21 protein-coding genes are annotated in these 20757 nt (G+C 44.2%); 4 read left to right on the top strand and 17 right to left on the bottom strand.

The genetic code is table 11. From position 1 onward, the window contains the following. Positions 1-90: 90 nt before the first annotated feature. The 14 genes from nuoF to EPL05_RS11725 all read right to left on the bottom strand — a co-directional run bounded on the left by nuoF (position 91) and on the right by EPL05_RS11725 (position 12431). The gene (nuoF, locus tag EPL05_RS11795) at positions 91-1446 is read right to left on the bottom strand and encodes an NADH-quinone oxidoreductase subunit NuoF (protein ID WP_128534163.1); all 1356 of its coding nucleotides are present in this window, start codon (positions 1444-1446) and stop codon (positions 91-93) included. Continuing rightward, the gene (locus EPL05_RS11790; RefSeq protein ID WP_128534162.1) at positions 1446-1970 is read right to left on the bottom strand and encodes an NADH-quinone oxidoreductase subunit NuoE family protein; all 525 of its coding nucleotides are present in this window, start codon (positions 1968-1970) and stop codon (positions 1446-1448) included. Before EPL05_RS11790 ends, nuoF begins: the two co-directional genes overlap by 1 nt. Further along, entirely contained in the window at positions 1963-3174 is a 1212-nt protein-coding gene (locus tag EPL05_RS11785; protein WP_208394727.1) for an NADH-quinone oxidoreductase subunit D, read from the bottom strand. Before EPL05_RS11785 ends, EPL05_RS11790 begins: the two co-directional genes overlap by 8 nt. Then, positions 3174-3677: an NADH-quinone oxidoreductase subunit C gene (locus EPL05_RS11780; protein ID WP_128534160.1), complete on the bottom strand. Its 504-nt coding sequence runs from the start codon at positions 3675-3677 to the stop codon at positions 3174-3176. The genes EPL05_RS11785 and EPL05_RS11780 overlap by 1 nt, the downstream gene beginning before the upstream one ends. Then, positions 3677-4219, bottom strand: coding sequence for an NADH-quinone oxidoreductase subunit B (locus EPL05_RS11775; protein WP_128534159.1), 543 nt, complete (start codon positions 4217-4219; stop codon positions 3677-3679). The genes EPL05_RS11780 and EPL05_RS11775 overlap by 1 nt, the downstream gene beginning before the upstream one ends. Before the next feature lie 117 nt (positions 4220-4336). Beyond that, complete coding sequence (locus tag EPL05_RS11770) at positions 4337-4708, bottom strand: NADH-quinone oxidoreductase subunit A (RefSeq protein ID WP_128534158.1); 372 nt, start codon at positions 4706-4708, stop codon at positions 4337-4339. Positions 4709-4785: 77 nt separating this feature from the next. Beyond that, complete coding sequence (locus EPL05_RS11765) at positions 4786-6468, bottom strand: tetratricopeptide repeat protein (protein ID WP_128534157.1); 1683 nt, start codon at positions 6466-6468, stop codon at positions 4786-4788. Between the two features lie 27 nt (positions 6469-6495). Next, the gene (locus tag EPL05_RS11760) at positions 6496-7419 is read right to left on the bottom strand and encodes a PstS family phosphate ABC transporter substrate-binding protein (RefSeq protein ID WP_128534156.1); all 924 of its coding nucleotides are present in this window, start codon (positions 7417-7419) and stop codon (positions 6496-6498) included. Between the two features lie 225 nt (positions 7420-7644). Then, a complete protein-coding gene (locus EPL05_RS11750; RefSeq protein ID WP_128534154.1) occupies positions 7645-8472 on the bottom strand; it encodes an energy transducer TonB in 828 nt (275 codons plus the stop codon). A 23-nt stretch (positions 8473-8495) separates the two neighbouring features. Then, positions 8496-9029: an ExbD/TolR family protein gene (locus EPL05_RS11745; RefSeq protein WP_128534153.1), complete on the bottom strand. Its 534-nt coding sequence runs from the start codon at positions 9027-9029 to the stop codon at positions 8496-8498. Positions 9030-9033: 4 nt separating this feature from the next. Further along, positions 9034-9651, bottom strand: a complete 618-nt coding sequence (locus tag EPL05_RS11740) for an ExbD/TolR family protein (RefSeq protein ID WP_128534152.1) — start codon at positions 9649-9651, stop codon at positions 9034-9036. Between the two features lie 88 nt (positions 9652-9739). After that, entirely contained in the window at positions 9740-10582 is an 843-nt protein-coding gene (locus tag EPL05_RS11735) for a MotA/TolQ/ExbB proton channel family protein (RefSeq protein ID WP_128534151.1), read from the bottom strand. A 618-nt stretch (positions 10583-11200) separates the two neighbouring features. Beyond that, positions 11201-11536: a translation initiation factor gene (locus tag EPL05_RS11730; RefSeq protein ID WP_128534150.1), complete on the bottom strand. Its 336-nt coding sequence runs from the start codon at positions 11534-11536 to the stop codon at positions 11201-11203. Between the two features lie 4 nt (positions 11537-11540). Further along, on the bottom strand, positions 11541-12431 hold the full coding sequence (locus tag EPL05_RS11725) for a diacylglycerol/lipid kinase family protein (RefSeq protein WP_128534149.1): 891 nt from the start codon (positions 12429-12431) through the stop codon (positions 11541-11543). Positions 12432-12641: 210 nt separating this feature from the next. Between EPL05_RS11725 and metK the strand changes: the two genes are divergently transcribed. The 4 genes from metK to EPL05_RS11705 all read left to right on the top strand — a co-directional run bounded on the left by metK (position 12642) and on the right by EPL05_RS11705 (position 16330). Further along, the gene (gene metK / locus EPL05_RS11720; RefSeq protein ID WP_128534148.1) at positions 12642-13892 is read left to right on the top strand and encodes a methionine adenosyltransferase; all 1251 of its coding nucleotides are present in this window, start codon (positions 12642-12644) and stop codon (positions 13890-13892) included. 92 nt (positions 13893-13984) lie between these two features. After that, on the top strand, positions 13985-14917 hold the full coding sequence (locus EPL05_RS11715; protein ID WP_128534147.1) for an EamA family transporter: 933 nt from the start codon (positions 13985-13987) through the stop codon (positions 14915-14917). Positions 14918-14990: 73 nt separating this feature from the next. Further along, positions 14991-15551, top strand: a complete 561-nt coding sequence (locus tag EPL05_RS11710) for an NUDIX domain-containing protein (RefSeq protein WP_128534146.1) — start codon at positions 14991-14993, stop codon at positions 15549-15551. Between the two features lie 47 nt (positions 15552-15598). Further along, the gene (locus EPL05_RS11705; RefSeq protein WP_128534145.1) at positions 15599-16330 is read left to right on the top strand and encodes a lysophospholipid acyltransferase family protein; all 732 of its coding nucleotides are present in this window, start codon (positions 15599-15601) and stop codon (positions 16328-16330) included. 231 nt (positions 16331-16561) lie between these two features. On the opposite strand, the gene ypfJ is transcribed toward EPL05_RS11705, so the two are convergent. The 3 genes from ypfJ to EPL05_RS11690 form a co-directional block, all read right to left on the bottom strand. Next, positions 16562-17419, bottom strand: coding sequence for a KPN_02809 family neutral zinc metallopeptidase (ypfJ, locus tag EPL05_RS11700; protein ID WP_128534144.1), 858 nt, complete (start codon positions 17417-17419; stop codon positions 16562-16564). A gap of 133 nt (positions 17420-17552) precedes the next feature. Further along, positions 17553-18854: a M20/M25/M40 family metallo-hydrolase gene (locus EPL05_RS11695; protein WP_128534143.1), complete on the bottom strand. Its 1302-nt coding sequence runs from the start codon at positions 18852-18854 to the stop codon at positions 17553-17555. Position 18855: 1 nt separating this feature from the next. Continuing rightward, positions 18856-20721, bottom strand: coding sequence for a M61 family metallopeptidase (locus EPL05_RS11690; protein ID WP_128534142.1), 1866 nt, complete (start codon positions 20719-20721; stop codon positions 18856-18858). Between the last annotated feature and the right edge of the window lie 36 nt (positions 20722-20757).

Here is a 20757-nt window from a genome sequence, read left to right as displayed (position 1 = left end):
CTTTATTTTTTAGTCTGGCGATAACTTGCAAATCCGATTTACCTATCGGGAGATTGCTTCGTTCCTCGCAATGACGCTTTATTGTTTATTTTACGCAATAACCGCGTTCAACGGATCAGCATAATGCGCTAGCCCGTAATTGCGTGTTGTAGCTTCGTAGGCGTTTGTTACGTGCCATTCAAATTCATCCCTAAAGTGGCGTATAGCGCTGGCAACCGGCCAGGCCGCTGCATCACCAAGCGGACAAATGGTATTTCCTTCTATTTTCTTGGATACATCTACCAGCAGGTCCATGTCGCTCATTTTACCGTGGCCGTATTCCAGGCGGTGTAAAACTTTCTCCATCCAGCCGGTACCTTCTCGGCAAGGCGAACATTGCCCACAGCTTTCGTGGTGATAAAAACGTGCAAAGTTCCAGGTATTACGAACGATACACTGGTCTTCATCGTAAGCTATAAAACCACCCGAACCCATCATGGTACCGCTCACAAATCCGCCATCGGCTAACGATTCGTAGCTCATTAAACGGGCTTCGTTATTAATGGTCTTCAAAAATAAGTTTGCAGGGAGAATTGGCACTGATGACCCGCCTGCAACAACCGCTTTTAAGAGTTTGCCATTGGCGATGCCACCGCAATAATCGTCGCTGTATAAAAATTCTTCGGCTGGTAAGCCAAGGTCTATTTCGTAAACACCCGGTTTTTTAAGGTTACCACCCGCCGAGATCAGTTTGGTACCTGTACTGCGGCCGATGCCTATTTTTGCATACTCGTCGCCACCATCATTGATGATCGGTACAACCGCAGCAATTGATTCAACATTATTTACCACAGTAGGGCAACCATACAAACCCGCAATAGCCGGGAACGGTGGTTTTATCCTTGGGTTACCGCGTTTACCTTCCAGCGATTCTAACAAAGCGGTTTCTTCACCGCAGATGTAAGCACCACCGCCGGGTTGTACGTAAAGCTCCAGGTCGTAACCCGTGCCTAAAATATTTTTACCTAAAAAGCCTTTCGCTTTTGCTTCGGCAATGGCTTTTTCCAGTATGCGGATCTGCGGCATCATTTCGCCGCGAACGTAGATGTATGATGTTTTGGCACCCAGCGCAAAGCTGGCTACGATCATCCCCTCAATTAATAAGTGGGGGATGTAGGTCATCAGGAAACGGTCTTTAAAAGTGCCGGGCTCAGATTCATCTGCGTTACATACCAGGTAGCGTTCTACACCTTCTGGCTTAGCCAAAAAGCTCCACTTCATCCCGGTAGGGAAACCCGCACCACCACGGCCGCGCAAGCCCGATTTTTTTACCTCTTCCACAACTTCTTCTGGTGTAAGGGTTTTCAGGGCTTTTTCCACAGCTGCATAACCCCCTTTTGAGCGGTACACATCAAAGGTATTGATGCCGGGTACGTTTATATGTTCGAGTAAAAGTTTGCGTCCCATTATTTGTTCGCCTTTGCTTTTAAGTCACCAATCAATTTATCAACCGAATTGGTAGTCAGGTTCTCGTAAAAAGTGTATTCGGGGGCAATTTGTAAAACCGGGCCGTAGCCACAGGCTGCCAGACACTCAACGCCTCTCCAGCTAAATAAGCCATCTTCGGTAACGTCGCCTTCTTTTACACCGAGCGTTTTCTCAATGTGCTCCATAATAGGCGTTGCGCCTACAATTTCGCAAGGGCCTGTGCGGCAAACCTCCAGCATGTACTTGCCTTGCGGCTTTAAAAAGTACATAGTGTAAAACGAGGCCACCTCGTAAACTTCTATCGATTGGATAGAAAGGAAATCGGCAACGCTATCCATTGCCGGTGCGCTTACCCAGCCGTATTCCGCCTGCACCAAATGCAGTATAGGCAGCAGGGCCGATTTTTGTTTACCCACCGGGTAACGGCTAACCACATCAGCAAACTTGCTGATCAGTTCAGGTGAAAATTTTACCGGGGTATTGGTATCCTGTACGCTAAGCATCTAACTCTCCTGCTATTACGTTTAAACTACTCATGTTAATAATCGCATCAGATAACAGCATGCCCTGGCTCATTGGTGCGTACATCTGGTAATTGATAAAACTTGGCCTGCGGAAATGCAAACGGTATGGCGAGCGGCCACCATCGTTAATTAAATAAAACCCAAGTTCACCGTTTGCGCCTTCAACCGCGTGGTAAACTTCGGCAGTTGGCGTTTCTACTTCGCCCATCACTATTTTAAAGTGATAGATCAAAGCTTCCATGTTATTATAAACTTCTTCCTTTGGAGGCAGGTAAAATGCCGGCACATCCGCGTGGAATATATCTGATGGTTCTTTTTCTAATTTGGTAAGCGCCTGTTCAATAATGCGCATGCTCTGCCACATCTCTTCGTTACGTACTAAAAAGCGCGCATAAACATCGCCGTTATCCCCAACAGGGATCTCAAAATCAAAATCCTCGTAGGATGAATATGGCTCCATGGCCCTTACATCATAATCTACACCGGTGGCGCGCAATATCGGGCCTGTCCAGCTATAGCTTAAAGCAGCTTCGGCAGTAACCTCGGCTACACCACGGGTACGATCTACAAATATGCGGTTACGGTTAAAAAGGCTTTCAAACTCTTTTAACCCTACATGGAATATTTTTAAGAAGTTACGGATCTTATCGAAAGCGATCTTATTAAAATTACGCTCAAACCCGCCTATACGGCCAATGTTAGTAGTTAAACGCGAGCCGCAGATCTCTTCGTAGATCTCGTATACCGCTTCGCGGTACTGCATCATATAGGTAAAACCGGTTAATGCGCCGGTATCAACGCCTAAGATGGAGTTACAAACAATATGATCGGTAATGCGGGCCAGCTCCATAATAATAACCCGCATATAATCTACACGTTTGGGCATGGTAATGCCCAACAGTTTTTCGACGGTCATGTGCCAGCCCATGTTGTTGATGGGCGAAGAACAATAGTTTAATCGATCTGTAAGTGGTGTTATCTGGTAATATGGCCTGTGTTCGGCAATTTTTTCGAATGCGCGGTGGATGTAACCTATGGTTGATACGCCGCTAACAATACGCTCGCCGTCCATCTGCAGTACGTTTTGGAAAACGCCGTGAGTGGCAGGGTGTGTTGGCCCAAGGTTTAGCGTGGAGTACTCCGTTTGCGGATCGTTATCGGTATATACGGGGTGGTTATGCATTATCTTCCGAAAAAGTAATCTTTTTTATCAATACGGTTTGGGTCCTCTAACGGAAATTCCTTCCTCATCGGGAATACGGTCATGTCATCAACATTCAGTATCCTTCTTAGGTCAGGGTGCCCGTCAAATATCACCCCATAAAAATCAAATGTTTCTCTTTCCATCCAATTGGCACCATCCCAAAGCGTGGTTGCGGTAGGGATATGCACATCATCAGCCGAAAGGAAAACTTTAACGCGTATACGTGTATTTGTTGTTAAGCTGTGCAGGTGGTAAATTACGCCTATTTGCTTCTCCTGTTCAGGATAGTGAACGGAGGTAATATCGGTAAGGAAGGTAAACTTCAATTCCGAATCAGTTTTTAAATAAGAAAGTACGCCGGTTATTTGCTCTCTGCTGGTTTCTACCGAAAGCAAACCATAATCCTGGTTCGATTCGGTGATCTGGCCAGGGAATTTATCCGCCAGTTTTTTTATCAGCACTTCGTTAGCTATCTTACCCATTATTGTATTCCGTATTTAGCTAACAATTCCTGGTATTGAGGTTCTTCGCGGCGGCGCAGGCTTTCTGTTCTAACCAATTTTTGGATCGCCATAAAACCATCAATAATGCCTTCGGGACGGGGCGGGCAACCTGGCACGTAAACATCCACCGGGATAATTTCATCAATGCCCTGTAAAACAGAATAAGTATCAAATATACCACCGCTTGATGCACATGCGCCAACAGCCATCACCCAACGGGGTTCGGCCATTTGCAGGTAAACCTGGCGCAATACAGGGCCCATTTTTTTAGATATAGTGCCCATCACCATCAACAGGTCGGCTTGGCGTGGCGAAAAGCTTAAACGCTCGGCACCAAATCTGCTCAGATCGTAAGTTGATGCCATAGTGGCCATAAACTCGATACCGCAGCATGATGTAGCAAACGGCAGTGGCCATAATGAATTTGCACGCGCCATGCCTATCGCCTTGTCAAGCGACGTGGCAAAAAAGCCCGATCCTTCTACACCGGCTGGAGCCTCAACTATTTGAATATCACTCATGAATTTTTATCAAATAAACTAAACCCATCAGCTAAGCTGATTTTGCAAATTTAAGTAAAATACGCTGTAACGAGTACACTAAGAAAGAAGAGGCAATATATTTAGAATCAGTCTAAACTAATCCCAGTTCAACGCACCTTTTTTAATGATATAGATAAAGCCGGCCAATAACGTGGCCATGAAGATGAACATCTCTATCAGCCCATCTTTGCCCAACTCACGGAAGTTAACCGCCCATGGATACATAAAAATCACTTCCACATCAAACAGCACAAAAAGGATGGCCACCAGGAAGTATTTGATAGACATGGGAGTACGTGCGTTGCCAACAACCTCTATACCCGATTCAAATGGGGTAAGCTTATCCTTAGTTGCACGTTTTGGCCCAATTTTGTGGGTAACAAACATGGTTGTAACCACAAACCCAAGCGCCACCAGCATCTGAAATATGATTGGAAGAAAATCAACCGGTAAACTTTTTAATTCCATGCTGCAAATATACAAATGAGCAGATAATAAAAAAGCCCCTTTTTCAAGGGGCTTTTTTATTTATTTAGGGGAAAGGGTTATTTACCTTTTGAAGCACCGCCTTTACGCGAGAAGTACGACACTGCCTGCTTGTTAGTAGGATCAGTTTCTCTCGCTTTGGTAAAATTTTGGGCTGCCTTGGCATCGTCTTTCTCTTTGTACTCGTAGTAAGTACCTAAGTAAGCATAAGCCGCTGCCAGGGTTTTCTTTTCAGAGTCTGTAAGAGAGGTTTTGGCGCCTATTACCTGTATATACTGTTCGTAGTATGGTTTAGCCAATCCTTTTATGTTATTCCTGTCGGCATCTTTAGAATCGGCAACATAAGCGCGGTACAAAATTACCGGGGCAACCGGGGTTGTAGCTTTTTGCGATATGTAACTGAAAGCAGAATCAGCCTTGGTTAACAGGGTAGTATCTGGCTTATTAGTATCGAATGCAAAGTAATAGCTCATACCTTCTCGGAGGTAGTCGTTAAGGGTCCCTTTATGAGATTTGCTTAGGTAGGTACGGTAAGCGTCACCCGCTTTTTCGTATTTCTTTTGAGCAAACAGCGATTTACCAATTTCTGAGTAAACATCTGCCTGGGTGGTATCTAAGGCATATGCTTTTTGCAATGAACCAATACCTAATGAATCTTGTGCAGAGGCAATCTGCGCGCGGCCAAGGTAAAGGTAGTCACGCGCGATGATACGCTTAGGCTCCGCTTTGGTGATCCAGGTGTTACCAGCTGCGATAGCTGCAGGGTAATCTTTGTTCTCTGTTGATGAGTACATCAGGTAACGCTGAACTTTTAAGTTCTTAGACGTTTTTGCTAACTCAGTTGCAACAGTTTGTAATGTTTTCCAATCACCACTGTATACCAGGAAGTCGGCATAACGCAACTGCGACTCTTCAGACATATCTGTCAGCGCTAAGTATTTACGGTATTGATCCGTAGCCTCTTTAACTTTAACAGATGCCATTTTAGGATCAGACAATGCCCAACGCACATCTGTTTCAGCCCATTCGCGGTAAGCAGGGCCGTAGTTAGGGTCGATAGCTAAAGCGGCTTTAAACTCCGTTTCAGACATTTCAAAGTTATTGGCAAACTTCCAGATAACACCGGTTGCTACTTTAGCGCCGGCCAGTTTTGGGTCTATAGACAATGCAGCCTGGTAGTTACTCAAGGCTTCGGTGTTTTTAGATTGTGTGCGGTAAGCATCACCCAATGCCAATAATACATCAACATCTTTCGGGTTCAGCGCTTTTGCTTTACTTAAGATAGCTATAGCAGCTTCCGCATCGGCAGGGGCAACCCTATCATTAATCGGCGCGGCCAAATAGCCACGGCCTACATAAGCGTAAGGTTTACTGTTTTTACCAGCTAAAGTAGTTGCCTGGTTAAAATTGTTTGTAGCGGTTGCTCTGTCTTTATCAACAAATGCAGCAACGCCTAAGCCAGCATAGTTCAGGGCCGATTTTGGGTTTACAGCAATCCCTTTATTGAATACGGTTTTTGCAGAATCTGTATAGTCTTGCAGAACATAAACCCAGCCCAGGTAAAAGAAATTTTCATCTTTAGTACTCTGTGTAACGGTTAAGTTCTTAAGCATCGATTTAGCTTTCTGGTATTGTTCAGCATCTATCGCTTTCCTGGCATCTTCCAAACTTTGCGCAAAAACAGATGACCCAACACATACAAGTGCTAATATTAGTTTACTTATTTTACTGATCATTTTCATCTTAGTTTCGTAATTAAAATATAGTTCTTAGTGTGTTATGTTTATTTCCCTCGAAGGGATAGAATCTGGCAACAGGCCCGATTTTAGTATTATTCTTTGTCCGCGCTCGCTGGCTAAAAATGATGCAAATCCGGCTCCTAATCCTTTTCTGCCTGTGCAATCAACTATATACAGCGATCTGCTAAGCGGGTACGTATGTTGGACGAGCGTTGTCTGCGAAGGTTTAAAGTATTCCCCCGACGCCTTTTTATTAGCTTCATCCTTAACACCAACTATCTTCACTTTTGCAACCGCGTCCGCGTAATCCTTATCCGGATCGTTAAGCCAGGCAAACCCTGTGATGCCAATTGCATTAGGGTGTTCGCTCACGTACTTTATAACTTCTTTATTTGATTTTAACGCATAGATGTTTTTCTGCGTAAAATCCTTGTTTCCTGATAACTGCTTCAAATACCTTACCAAACTCGAGTTAGGGTTATCAAAAACAATGCTTTTATCAGTTTTGACAGTTCCGTTTAACATGCCAATAATTTCTTTTACCGATGTTAATGTATCGGTGGACTGCTGGTTTACAATAATAGTAACCGCGTCTACAGCAAATTTATTTACTTCGGGTGCTAACGCGCGCCTCTTCAAAATACCGGACTCTGTTGTGTCAAGTTCCCGGGATATAATGGCAACCCGTACCTTATCATTAAGCAATTGGTTCACCACCTCGCTTTCAGGGAGATACTTGATCTCCGGCTTCGCCTCGGGGTAAAGCGCTTTAAAAACGTATTCTTCTTCGCCAACTATCGGCGAAAACGATTCGTCGGCAGCAAAAACCAGGGTTCCGAATGTAAAGCCGTCTTTTATAACTGCTTTTTTATCCGTTTTATTTTCCTTACAGGCCTGAAAAATTAAAATTAGCGCTAAGCCCAGTAGCGGCAATGCAAATTTATTCCTCATCATCGGGGCTCTTTTTTAAATAGCGCGAAAAACGTAACACAGCGTAAACTAAAATTACCGCTCCAAATATCTTGCGTTGGGTTGACGGTAACTGCAAGGGAAACTTATCCCAAAAAATTATCATTAGGCCCAGTATACAAAACCCTACGAATGCAGCAACTCCTAAAATAAGCAAAAACCGCCTTTTGGGCGATTTTTGCTTTCCATTATCATTTAATAACATTAAACTTATTCTTCTGAAGCCAAGGCAAACTGTACAGGTACGCTGAACTGTACACGTACAGGGCGACCGTTTTGAATACCTGGTTTCCATTTTGGAGAGGATTTTAGCGCACGTATTGCTTCTTCGTCGCAACCGCTACCTATACCTCTTAACACTTTAATATCTGTCAACGATCCGTCTCTCTCCACAACGAAGGTTAAGATTACCCTACCCTGTACGTTGTTTTCCCTTGCAACAGCAGGGTAACGAATAGCTTTACCTAAATATTTGTTAAATGCGTTATCATCATTTCCGAAGCTTGGTTGTTGCTCTACCGCTGTAAAAATTTGGTTAGGGTTTTCCTCAACCACTTGTTTTACATCGGAGTTACCTACGGGTTCGTCAATCTTGATATCCGCGTTAGGGTCACCTTTTTGATCTTTCTGACCAGGATCGGCAACTTCCAATTCCTTTACGGTTGGCGGTTCTTTTTCACGCACCTCATTATCCGGTTTTACTACTGGAGGTGGGAAACGCACCTGGTCAACCTTCGGTTTTGGTGGTTCCGGTGGCGGCGGAGGTGGTTTTTTGTTTTCATCAATCGGTGGAGGTGGAAGCACCACTTCTGTGATCTTCACCTTTTCATCAGCTTTTGGAATAAAGCCCTCAAGCTTATTGAGGATTGTTTTAAAGGATATAGCTAAAACAAATACAGCTACGCCAATAATAAGGGCCTTGTTGGTATGACGAGGATTTTCCTTTCTTAGTTCGTATGCTCCATAAGCTTTGTTACGGCCTGTAAAAACAACATCTATCCATTGCTGGTTTAGTATGTCTAATTTTGATCCAAACATTATCTTATAACGTTAATTTACATTTAATAATTGCCATCCCTTTTCAGCAACTCAAGCTCTGCTGGCATGATATCAACAATTGCATAGGATTGTACACCAGTTATGTTCATCTCATCAATCACATCAACTACGTTTTTGTAGTTTGATTTATCGCTTGGTTTGATTAACACAACCATGTATTTACCGGTTGATTGTTGAATTTCTTTGCCTTTTTCGATAAGGGTTTTACGCAAGCCATTTTTACCGTAATTATCGGTAGTTGGCTGTGATTTACCAGGCTCGCCAATAAACCACTCAACTTTGTTGTTAGCACCTAATAACAGTGTCATGGAACGCGACGCTGCTACAGGTAACTGGTCCTTAGTCTTTTCGTCCTTATCGGGCATAACTAAGTCCATTGCCTTAGGTTTCGATAGCGTGGTGGTAAGCATAAAGAAGGTGATGAGCAAGAAGGCAAGATCCACCATCGCGGTTAGATCCACGCGCGTAGACGCCTTTTTACTTCGTACTTTCCCGCCTTTATGTTTACCCCCGCCGGAGGTATCTAATTCTGCCATCTTTTTACTTTTTGGGGTCCGATTTGATCGTAGTGATCAGCGCGAACTTGTTTATTTTTTGTTTTTGAAGAACGCCTATCAGTTTCTTGATAGTTGGATACTCTTCTTTGTTATCTCCTTTGATAGAAATACGCAGAGCCCTGTTGTGTAAGCTTACGTCAACGCGGCGCGCTTCGCGGATCCAGTCAGACAATTCATTATTGGCTGTCGTATCGTGCGGAATACCCGGTTGCTTAAAAGCTTTCCTGCCTTCTGCATCCAGATCAAGGAAACCGGCAAGTTGATTGATAGGTACGCCAAATATTGGCAAGCCTGAAAATTTTTCCTGCTGTTCCGGAGTGAATTTAACGCCGTACTTATCACTCATCTGGATCAACGTTTGCTTGCGGATATCGTTACCATCTACAGAGAAGTACACTTTGCTCTGACCAACAGTTAACATTAGCATGTTATCATCTGGTATAGGCAGCACTGTTGTAGATGCCGGTATATCAACAGGAACAGGATCCTCCGTTTTTGGCTTAGCGGTTAATATAAAGAAGGTAAGCAGCAGGAAAGCTACGTCGCACATGGCGGTCATATCTATCGAAGTACTTTTTCTTTGGACTTTTACTCTTGGCATTTTGTAAAATTAAATATTAAGTGTTACAAATTCAAATTAATTCCAAATTATATTTTGTTATAACGTGGAAACAAGCACTAATATTTTATTACTTGCTATTTTTGTGTGATGCAGCGAATGTTTGAACAATGCTGAAACCAGTTTCATCGATAGCGTAAGTAAGCTTATCTATTTTAGATGTAAACAAGTTGTACATAACAATTGAAATAGCTGAAGTACCGATACCTAATGCTGTATTGATAAGTGCCTCAGAAATACTGTTTGATAATGCCGATTGGTTTGGAGCACCAGAAGCTGCTAACGCGCCGAAGGCCTTGATCATACCGATTACCGTACCCAATAGACCGGTTAAGGTACCGATTGATACCAAAGTAGCGATGATAGTAAGGTTTTGCTCTAACATAGGCATTTCTAAAGCTGTTGCTTCTTCAATGTCTTTTTGGATAGCTAATGTTTTTTGATCAACATCAAGATTTGGTTCTGCTTCCATTTCTTTGTACTTTTTCAAACCAGATTTGATAACGTTTGCTACCGAACCTTTTTGTTTGTCGCACTCTGCGCTTGCAGCATCGATGTTACCAGCGTTAAGGAAAGATTGGATCTTTTTAACGAAAACATCTACGTTACCTGTACCAGATGCTTTACCAATAACAATAGCCCTCTCGATAGAGAAAACGATAACCATTAACAGGTAAGACATGATGATAGGTACGATGATACCACCTTTGTGTATGATACCGAAATAATCGCCAGGGTTTACATCATTTTCAGGGTCGCCGCCTTTGTAGTGGCTGCCATCGCCCAAAATGAACATGTATATTAAAATAGCGACTACTATACAAATTGGGATGGTCAAAGTTGCAAATGCGCCCGATGCACTTGAGCTTTCATTCTTAACAGGGGTAGTTGGTTTTGTTGGTGCGTTTGCCATTACTTTTTAATTTTTAGTTTTCGTTTTGTTTATAATATAAGTTAATAAAAATGTGTGCGTATTAAGCGAATAACAAAAATAGAATTTAAATGAATTAAAAAAACTTTTTATGTAATTCTTTATAATAATTTAATATAGCCCGCTTAGCGGTTTGGCAAAATGGTAATACATAACGTTCTCAAGTCCAAAAATTGTGTTTTTACCAAATAATATTTTACAATAAAACCCATTTTTTTTAATAATAGCAAGCCTTGCCCTATAAAAAGTGTGTAACTAAGCTGATATATTAGTGTCTAAAGTACAATTACTGCTATGCGCCCTATCCGCGGCCTGCTAAATGTGTCTGTTTAACGCATTGAATTGGTGCATAATAGCTGCATGCGATACTGCAACACCTGTAACAAGCAACTTGTTTGCTTGTAATCGTATTCATTTACAATCTATTGCTAAAAACAAATTAAATGGATTACCGGGAGGCTGGCAAACCGCAAGATGAACAAGTTGGTACAAGTTGAAACAAGGCCCGTTCTGTAAAAAAAAAAGGTGGGGGTGTTTATGTAGCCTGCCAGGCGGAGGCTATAACACCTTATATAAAAGGTGTAGAAAGAGCGATCAGAGCTACCCTCCGGCTTTTTTGACTTTATAGCCGTCTGTTTGTAATAAGGTGAATACCTTATCCCTAAAGTCGCCCTGTATTAATATTTCAGCTTCTTTAACAGAACCGCCTACGCCGCATTTTGTCTTAAGCTTTTTGCCAATTGCTTCCAGGTCGGCATCGGTACCTGTAAAACCGGTTATACGGGTAACCAATTTATTGCCCTTTATCCTGTCGAGATATATCTTTAAGTTCTGCTGTTGAGGGGGCAGTGTTTCCTGGGTATCGCCCCCCTCTTCCTGGTATTTAAAATCAGGGTCGGTAGAGTACATAATGCCTGTAAAGTTTTTCTTTGCCATAACGTTAGTCTTTATAGTTATCGCCAACAATAATTTTTAAGGCGCCGGGCTTTACATTAATATTTACGTCAACGCCCGCTTCCCTGGGTTCGCCATCCAAATGTATGGGCCCGGGATGTGACCGGGTAATGGTAATATTTTTGCCTTTAATTATCTCTACGTATTTAGTACTCTCTGAAGTTTTGGTGAGCATCCTAAGGCCCATCTCCGGGAACCTGTACAGCGGAAACGGCTTGATGATACAAATATCAAGCAGCCCATCTTGCACCGAGGCGGTTGGCGATATGTGGGCGTTATTACCGTATTGCGATGAATTGGCAATGCTCAGCATAAAAGCCTCACGCTCGTACTTCACTCCATCAATATCTACCTGGTATATCTGCGATTTGTAGGTTGATATTTCGCGAATGGACGATTTGAGGTACCCCATAAAACCTCGCTTGGTGCTGCCATTGGCAAATACCTGGCTTATGTGGGCATCAAAACCCATACCTGCCATGTTAAAAAACCACCGCCCGTTCATTTGGCCCGCATCTATATTTACCACCCGGCCGGCGTTGATTCCTTTAATAGCACCTTCGGCATTCATGGGCACGCTTAAAAACCGGGATAAACCGTTACCCGATCCATACGGTATCACACCTAATATAGTATCCGTACCGGCAATTGCCGAAGCTACCTCGTTAACCGTACCATCGCCGCCAACGGCAACAATAACATCATAAAACTTTGCTTGTTCGCGGGCAACATCGCGTGCGTGTTTTACACCGGTGCTAAAAACGGTTTTGTAATCAAACAACGAGTGATCGAGGTACTTACTTATAAGCTCCGGCACACCATCTTTCTTCTTCCCTCCCGACACCGGGTTTATTATAAATAAAGCTTTCCTTTTCAACTATATAGGTTTACAAGCGGCAAAAGTAAATGTATTTTCGGCTTTGTGAAAAATTGTTTTATTTTTGCCACGCGAAAGTGGACTGATTTGATCGTACCGGCCTGCCCGGTACCTATTGCAACCACGTAAAAAAGTGCTAATTCCTGCTTCTCTTTTTACAAGTTTCAAAAAATCCATACTTTCGGTTTTAACGTTTATTTCAAAAAAAATATGCCATACTTATTTACATCAGAATCCGTATCAGAAGGGCACCCAGACAAAGTTGCCGATCAGATATCCGACGCGTTAATTGATAACTTTTTAGCTTTTGACCCTGAGTCAAAGGTTGCCTGCGAAACCCTGGTAACAACCGGGCAGGTAATTTTAGCCGGCGAGGTTAAATCAAAGGCCTATCTTGATGTACAAAAAATTGCCCGCGAGGTGATCAACAAAATTGGTTACACCAAAGGCGACTATATGTTTGATGGCAGTTCGTGCGGTGTGCTTTCGGCTATCCACGAACAATCTCCTGATATTAACCAGGGTGTTGAGCGTAAAGCACCGGAAGAGCAAGGCGCAGGCGACCAGGGCATGATGTTTGGTTACGCTACTGCCGAAACTGATAACTATATGCCGTTGGCCTTGGATATTGCACACGCTTTATTAATAGAGCTTGCAGCTATCCGCCGTGAAGACAGCGAGATCAAATACCTTCGCCCGGATGCAAAATCGCAGGTGACTTTGGAGTATGATGACGACAACACCCCACAACGTATTGATGCCATTGTAATATCTACCCAGCACGATGATTTTGACGAAGAAGCTACTATGCTGAAAAAGATCAGCGATGATATCATCAGCATCCTTATCCCCCGTGTAAAAGCAAAATACCCTAAATACGCCCACTTCTTTAACAACGAGATTAAGTATCACATTAACCCAACCGGTAAGTTTGTTATTGGTGGCCCGCATGGCGATACCGGCTTAACCGGCCGCAAGATCATTGTAGATACCTACGGTGGTAAAGGCGCGCACGGTGGTGGTGCATTCAGCGGTAAAGACCCATCAAAGGTTGACCGCTCTGCTGCTTACGCAACCCGCCACATTGCTAAAAACCTGGTTGCTGCCGGTGTTTGTACCGAGGTATTGGTACAGGTATCTTACGCAATAGGTGTTGCACAGCCAATGGGTATTTACGTAAACACTTACGGTACCGCAAAAGTTGGTTTAAACGATGGTGAGATAGCTAAAAAGGTAGACGCTATTTTTAACATGACGCCTTACGCTATTGAAACCCGCTTTAAACTGCGCAACCCTATTTATAGCGAAACTGCGGCTTACGGCCACTTTGGCAAGCCAAGCGTAACGGTTACTAAAATATTCAACGCGCACGACGGCAGCAAACTGGAACGCGAAGTGGAACTGTTTACCTGGGAAAAGTTAGACTATGTAGACAAAGTAAAAGCTGAATTCGGATTATAATTCCCCTAATAAATTAAAATCAATGGAAAGCGGCTGATACATCGGTCGCTTTTTTTGTACCCCATTATTCCCTCAATAAAATTGTGTTTGATATGAAAACTCAAAAAACGATCCCGCCCCTTTTAGTGGCTTTCGCTTTCTTCAACATATACATTGTGTGGGGGTCAACCTACCTGGCGGTGATCTTTGGGTTAAAAAGCTTCCCACCATTCATACTGGTAGGCACCCGTTACCTGGTAGCAGGGGTGCTGATGCTTGCCTGGTGTAAGATAAAAGGCGAAGCCCTGCCCAAAAAGAAATTCCTTTGGCGCCATGCGCTGGCCGGTAGCCTGATGCTGGTTGGCGGAACGGGTATGATAGCCTGGGCAGAGCAGTACATCAGCTCGGGGCAGGCGGCTATATTGGTAGCAACTGAGCCGCTTATGTTCCTGTTGATAGACCGCGCACGCTGGCCCGAATATTTCTCCAATAAATTCATCCTTGCCGGGCTCATCATTGGCTTTACCGGCATCTTTTTGTTTTTAAAATTAGGCGTTCCACCGGCGCATCAGTCGCCTATGGCAACTATTGCCAGCGTGGTGATCCTGTTCAGCGCGCTGCTTTGGGTGTTTGGTTCGCTCATTATCAAAGGCAGTCGGGGCAAAAGCTCTACCGTGATGAATGCCAGTGTACAACTCCTGGCAGCCGGTGTTGCAGCAACCGTTATTGCTTTTTGCAAAAGTGAGCAGGTTGGCTTTTCATTCAGTGCGGTGACTTTTGAGGCCTGGGCGGGGCTGATATTTTTGATTGTAATGGGTTCGTTGATCGCCTACCTCTCCTTTGTGTGGCTGCTTACTATAAAGTCGCCTGCAATTATCAGCACACATACTTATGTGAACCCAGTTGTGGCAGTGTTTTTGGGCTGGCTTTTTATTCGCGAAGAGGTGAACTTAGCGCAGTTGCTAAGCCTTATCGTTATTTTGGCAGGAATACTGTTGGTAAACGTGCCTGGGTATTTAAGCAGAAATAAGGCGGAGACAGCTTAAAATGACGTATTTAAAATACCTTTACAAATCATTCTGAAAATTCACAAATCCTGAAAATTCTGATTCTGACTTTATGCAACACCCTGCCGAAAACCCCTGGAAAACCGTTTCCCACGAAAATGTTTATGATAACCCCTGGATAAATGTTACCGAGTATCAGGTGATCAACCCATCGGGCAACCCGGGGATCTATGGCAAAATACATTTTAAGAATGTAGCCATCGGCGTTATCCCGCTGGATACTGATATGAATACTTACCTCGTTGGCCAGTATCGCTATGTGCTGAACCAATACTGCTGGGAGATCCCCGAAGGCGGCGGCCCTGAAGGCAGCGACCCATTGGAATCTGCCAAGCGCGAACTATTGGAAGAAACCGGACTTAAGGCTACCGAATGGACCGAAATACTACAGATGCATCTCTCCAATTCGGTAAGCGATGAGTTGAGCATCATTTACCTGGCACGTGGCTTGCAACAGCATGAAGCGGAGCCCGAGGACACCGAGGACCTGCTAGTAAATAAAATACCTTTTGAAGAGGTTTACCGGATGGTTAATGCGGGCGAAATAACCGATTCGGTAACCGTAGCAGCCGTGCTTAAGATAAAGCTGATGCAATTGGAGAACAGATTATAAGCCAAACATTTAGCATTTTCTTAAAAAAATATAACTTTGCGGCGTTAATGAAAAAGTTTTTAGGCTATATCCTGTCGCCCTTTGCTATTGTTGCGTTTTTGCTACTGCTTTGCATCTTCCATCCCATACAATGGATCTGTTATAATTGGTTTGGCTACGCGGCCCATAAAAAAAGCGTAGATATCCTCAACTTTTGGCTGGTGAGCACCTTCTATATCGTAGGGAATGTGGTAACGTTTACCAACAAGCAAAATTTGCCAGTTGGGCGTCCCATGATATTCATCGCCAACCACCAAAGTATATTTGATATCCCGCCGATGATATATTTTCTGCGGAAATATCACGCTAAGTTTATCTCTAAAGTAGAATTAACAAAAGGTATCCCCTCTATATCCTACAACCTAAAAGTAGGCGGAGGCGCCAATATCGACCGTAAAGACGCACGGCAATCCATTACCGAGCTGGTAAAATTTGGCAACCGGATGAAAGAAAATAAATGGTCGGCCATGATATTCCCCGAAGGGACACGCTCTAAGGATGGTAATGTGAAACCCTTCCAGGCAGCCGGTGTGGCAGCCTTGCTAAAAAAATGCCCCGAAGCATTGTTGGTTCCTGTCGCCATAAAAAACTCATGGAAGATGATCCGTTACGGATTGTATCCGCTAAACACCTTCACCCCTATGAGCTGGGAAATTCTTGAACCCATCGAACCCGGCAAAACCCCGATTGATGAATTGGTGAAGGAGATTGAGGATAGAATAAGAGGGGTGGTAGAGTAATTCAACCTTTAAGCTGGGTGTTCCACCTTTAAAAGCGGAACTTATTTTAAAATACATTCTGACTACCAGCGCTTTACAGTTTTTCGCGAAAGACTTTGGAACACCCACATACTTGATATAAGCGGCTTAATAAGCTAATTTACAGCGTTTTATTTAAAACATCAAATTTACCCGGGTTTAACCGGTGAAACACTTCTTTTTTTAAATATTCCAATAAACACCTATCCCAGCTTAATTCAAATCCCCTGCTGTAAACGTATTCCCCTGGCTTACATCGCCGGTTTCGAAACCTTTTTTAAACCAAAACATCCGCTGGGCGCTGCTGCCGTGGGTAAAGGTATCGGGCGTAACCTGGCCCTGGTATTGCTGCTGCAGGCGGTCGTCGCCAATTTGGTGGGCCGCGTTAAGTGCCTCTTCTATGTCGCCCTGATCCAGCACGTTTTTCATGCTTTTCTCGTAATGGGCCCAAACTCCGGCATAAAAATCAGCCTGTAACTCCAGCTTTACCGATAGTTTGTTATACTCTTCTTCGCTTAATTGCTGGCGGGCTTGGTCCATTTTAGCGCTTATGCCCAGCAGGTCCTGCACATGGTGGCCAACTTCGTGGGCAATTACATAGGCCTGCGCAAAATCGCCGCCTGCACCAAATTTATTGGTCAGCTCGTCAAAAAACGAAACATCGATATATACCTTCTGATCGCCGGGGCAGTAGAAAGGGCCGCTTTGCGACGATGCTTGCCCGCAAGCTGTGTTTACGCCTTCGCTAAAAAAGTGCATCACGGGCTTATCGTAGGTTTTGCCCATATCGTTGAAGAGTTTGGTCCAGATATCTTCTGTATCGGCCAAAACAACACGCGCGAATTTTTTTTGATTATTATCCGGCCCGGCAGATTCTGAGTTAACCTGCTCTGTTTGCTGCGAGTTACCCTGGGTTTGGTTGATCACCTGTGAAGGATCTATCCCGGTAAAAAAATAAATAGCCGCAGCTACAATACCTAATATACCCCCGCCAAAAGCAAAACCACGGCCGCCGCCACCGCTGCTGCCTTCTTCTGTATTACTGCTTTCGCGCCTGCCAAACCATTGCATAATATTGAATTTATTTTAGGCTTAACGCCGGGATATCAATAAATGTTTGTTGAAAGGTTGGAAAATTAAACGGTTATAAAATTATACCTGTTAAGCAACATTGCAACTAAAACCTTTCAACTTTCCAACATACTTATCTCTCCAGCTTCGGGATCCTTGTTGGGGCATCCTTACCTGCTACTATGGAGCGTGAGCTTAAAGCTATTGCCCTGATGGTTGCCACGATATTACTGACATCCATACTGCTGAATTCATCTTTAACCGAATGGTAAAGCTTATCGGTATCTATCTGGTCGGTAGAGATGGTGTGGGCCGGTACGCCTAAAGCCGCTAAAGTTGCGTTATCGCTGCGGTAGAACAGGTTTTGCGCCGGGTATGGGTCAGGGTAAAATTTAAAGGCAGTACCTTCTAAGTTGCCTTGCAATATCTTCCCAAAATCCGAGCGCTCGTAGCCGGTAATAAACGCCGAGTTCTCGCCAAATTTCGACGCCTTACCAATCATTTCAATATTAAACATGGCGGTAACCTGGTCTGAGTTCATCTGTTTAGAGAAATACTGCGAGCCGTAGCCGCCAATTTCTTCCGCAGTAAAGGCCACAAATATCAGCGTACGCTCGTTGCTATTTAGTTTTTTGTAGTATTTAGCCAGCTCTATCACGGCAGTAGTACCCGATGCATCGTCATCAGCTCCGTTAGCAATGCTATCGCCATCCATCGGTTTAATAATACCAAGGTGATCGTAATGGCCTGAGAATACAACATATTCATTAGGTTTTGATTTACCCGGGATCATGCCCGCAACATTAAATAAAGGCTTCTCCTCGGTTTTTGCCTCGTAAGTAACCGATAACGATTTTACATCATCAACTCCCGCCATTACAAATACAACAGGCTTATCTGCATCAGCAGCGCCCTTAAAAGAAGTACCGCCGCGTTTTGCACGGGCAGCAACGCGTTTAAACATGGCTGCATAGCTGGTATCCAACAAGACCACAGTGTTTTTTCCGCTTTTTAACAAGGCCTGGTATTCGGTACTAAAGTTTTTGCCGGCTGCAATTTTCACTACTTCCACACCGTCGAGGCTGCTCCAGTTAAAAGAACCGGATGCGCTGATGGCAAACTTATCGGCAGGCACATCGGTACCATTGATGGTAAGCCTTGAACTTACAGGCGTAGTGCGCAACATGCTAAAGTTTTGGCGGAAACCAGTTGCGCCTGCAAGTGGTTTTATGCCCGCTACTTTAAATTCGCCCTCTATAAAAGTAGCGGCCTTATCAATGCCCGGTGTAAAGGTACCACGGCCCTGCATATCATCAGCGCTTAGCGTTTTAATAATGCGTTCCACATCATCCTGCTTGATCAGTTTGTTTACATCCTGCCCAAATCCGTAAACCGATGTTGCCAGTAGGGCTGCTGCTATTAGATATTTTCTCATTTTATTTTACTTTTGATGATAACCACTTATCGCGGAAATCCTGTTGCTCTTTTGTTAATTTCTTGCCTGCTTTTTCGAAGGTTACCACTTCGTAGTTAGGGTTTTCTCCCAAGGTGATCACGGTTTCGTGCTCGCCTGCGCGGTTTTTAAAGTTTACGGTTATCTTATCGCCCGGTTTTTTATTGGCCAATGCATCATTAAAAGCAGCAGCATCTTTAATATCCTTACCGTCGGTTTTGGTGATAACATCGCCGGCATCAATTCCTGCTTTATAAATTGGTGTACCTGCCGTAGTATTTCCCTGCAAAGCAAACCCTTCACCATCACCGGTACGCGCCTGGCCACTTCTGCCACGGCCACCGGCGCCGCCTATTGGCCCTGCCCAGCCTTTACCGGGCTGCACACGCTGCAATACCAAACCGGCTTTGGCCAGCAGTGCTTCGTAGTTATTTTTCTCGGTACCGTTGATATAGCGTTTAAAGAAATCTGCCGCGAACTTCGCGTTTTTGGTGAGTGTCCCTAAATCGCTTTGCAGATCTGCAATAGTATAGGGGCGCATTACTTTGCCACGTGCCAACCAAACCTGGCGCATGTAATCATCAAGCGTTAGGTTAAATTCGCTGCGAAGGCGCAGATCTAAGGCCAAAGCTGTTGCACCGCCATAAGTATAGTAGCTGGTGAACATATTGGTTTGGTTGTTCGGGTCGATAGATACGCCTGCATCGGCAAATACCGCATAACGGCTTGCCTCGGCAGGTGAATATTTTGCAGCACCCTGTGTATTAACCGCCTGGTTTATCAGGCCGGCAAGTGTGCGGGTGTAGTCTTCAACAGTGCGGAATCCCGAACGCTCCAAAACTAAATCGCCATAATACTGTGTAAAACCCTCGGCGAACCAAAGCTCGCTACTCATGTTTGCATGGGTAAAGTTAAAGGGCTCCAATGATTTGGGGCGGATGCGTTTCACATTCCAGCTGTGAAAATACTCGTGCGAAAAGGTGCTCAGCAACCTCGATTCGTTACCCTCAACCTTGTTAATGGGCTGCACAATAACGGTAGAGTTGCGGTGCTCCATACCATCGCCAGACGTGGTTGGATGCACATCATCCAAAAACACATATTCGCCATAATCATAAGCAGGCAACTCGCCAAAAATAGCCTTTTCTTCTAACACCATTTTCTGCACCATTTTGCCAAAACCATCTATTACGGCTTGGCTATCATCAGAGTGTACAGCTATGCTCACCTTTTCGGGCTTGCCGTTGTTGTCTACCGTCCAGCTGTTTATTTTGGAGGCAGATAGTTCGGTTGGGCTATCCATCAGGTATTGCAGGTTTGGTGCGCTGTATACGCCGTCGCCTTCATTTTTTAGCTGGGTAATTATTTTCCATCCGTATTTATCGGCGTCGTTAAACTGCACTTTTATAGGCCTATCTGCTTGCCCCTCAGCCCACATAATGGTGGCGGGCATATTTAAATGCGCGTGGCTGGCGTCAACGCTTGCGTAGGTTCCATCCGTCCAGTTACCAAAAAGGGTATAACTTATCTTTACGGTTTCACTGGTTACCTGCACCTCATACAGATCGCCCTCCAGCTGTTTAATAACAAGCGGAGCGTTATCTGCTCCTGTAGCTTTTAAATTGTATATGTTTTTACCAAACTCGTGCGTGGCATAACGACCAGGGGATGAGCGGCTCATATGTATTTTTAGCGACCCTGCGGGTGCCTGAGGAATGGTTAATAAGACCTCGGCCTCGTGATGCACCGCGTTAGGGAACGAGATGGCATAATAGACGGCCTTTTGCTTTTGGGCGAATGCCGACACGGCTAAAAGCGAAGCCGCAGCAAGCGTAAATATTTTTTTCATTGATCAGTTGATTACGGTGATGAAATTAGCATTTAA

Source organism: Mucilaginibacter gilvus (genome assembly GCF_004054195.1).
Lineage (GTDB): Bacteria > Bacteroidota > Bacteroidia > Sphingobacteriales > Sphingobacteriaceae > Mucilaginibacter > Mucilaginibacter gilvus.
Note: the sequence above shows the minus strand (reverse complement) of the source record. Positions and strands in the feature narration are given on the sequence as shown.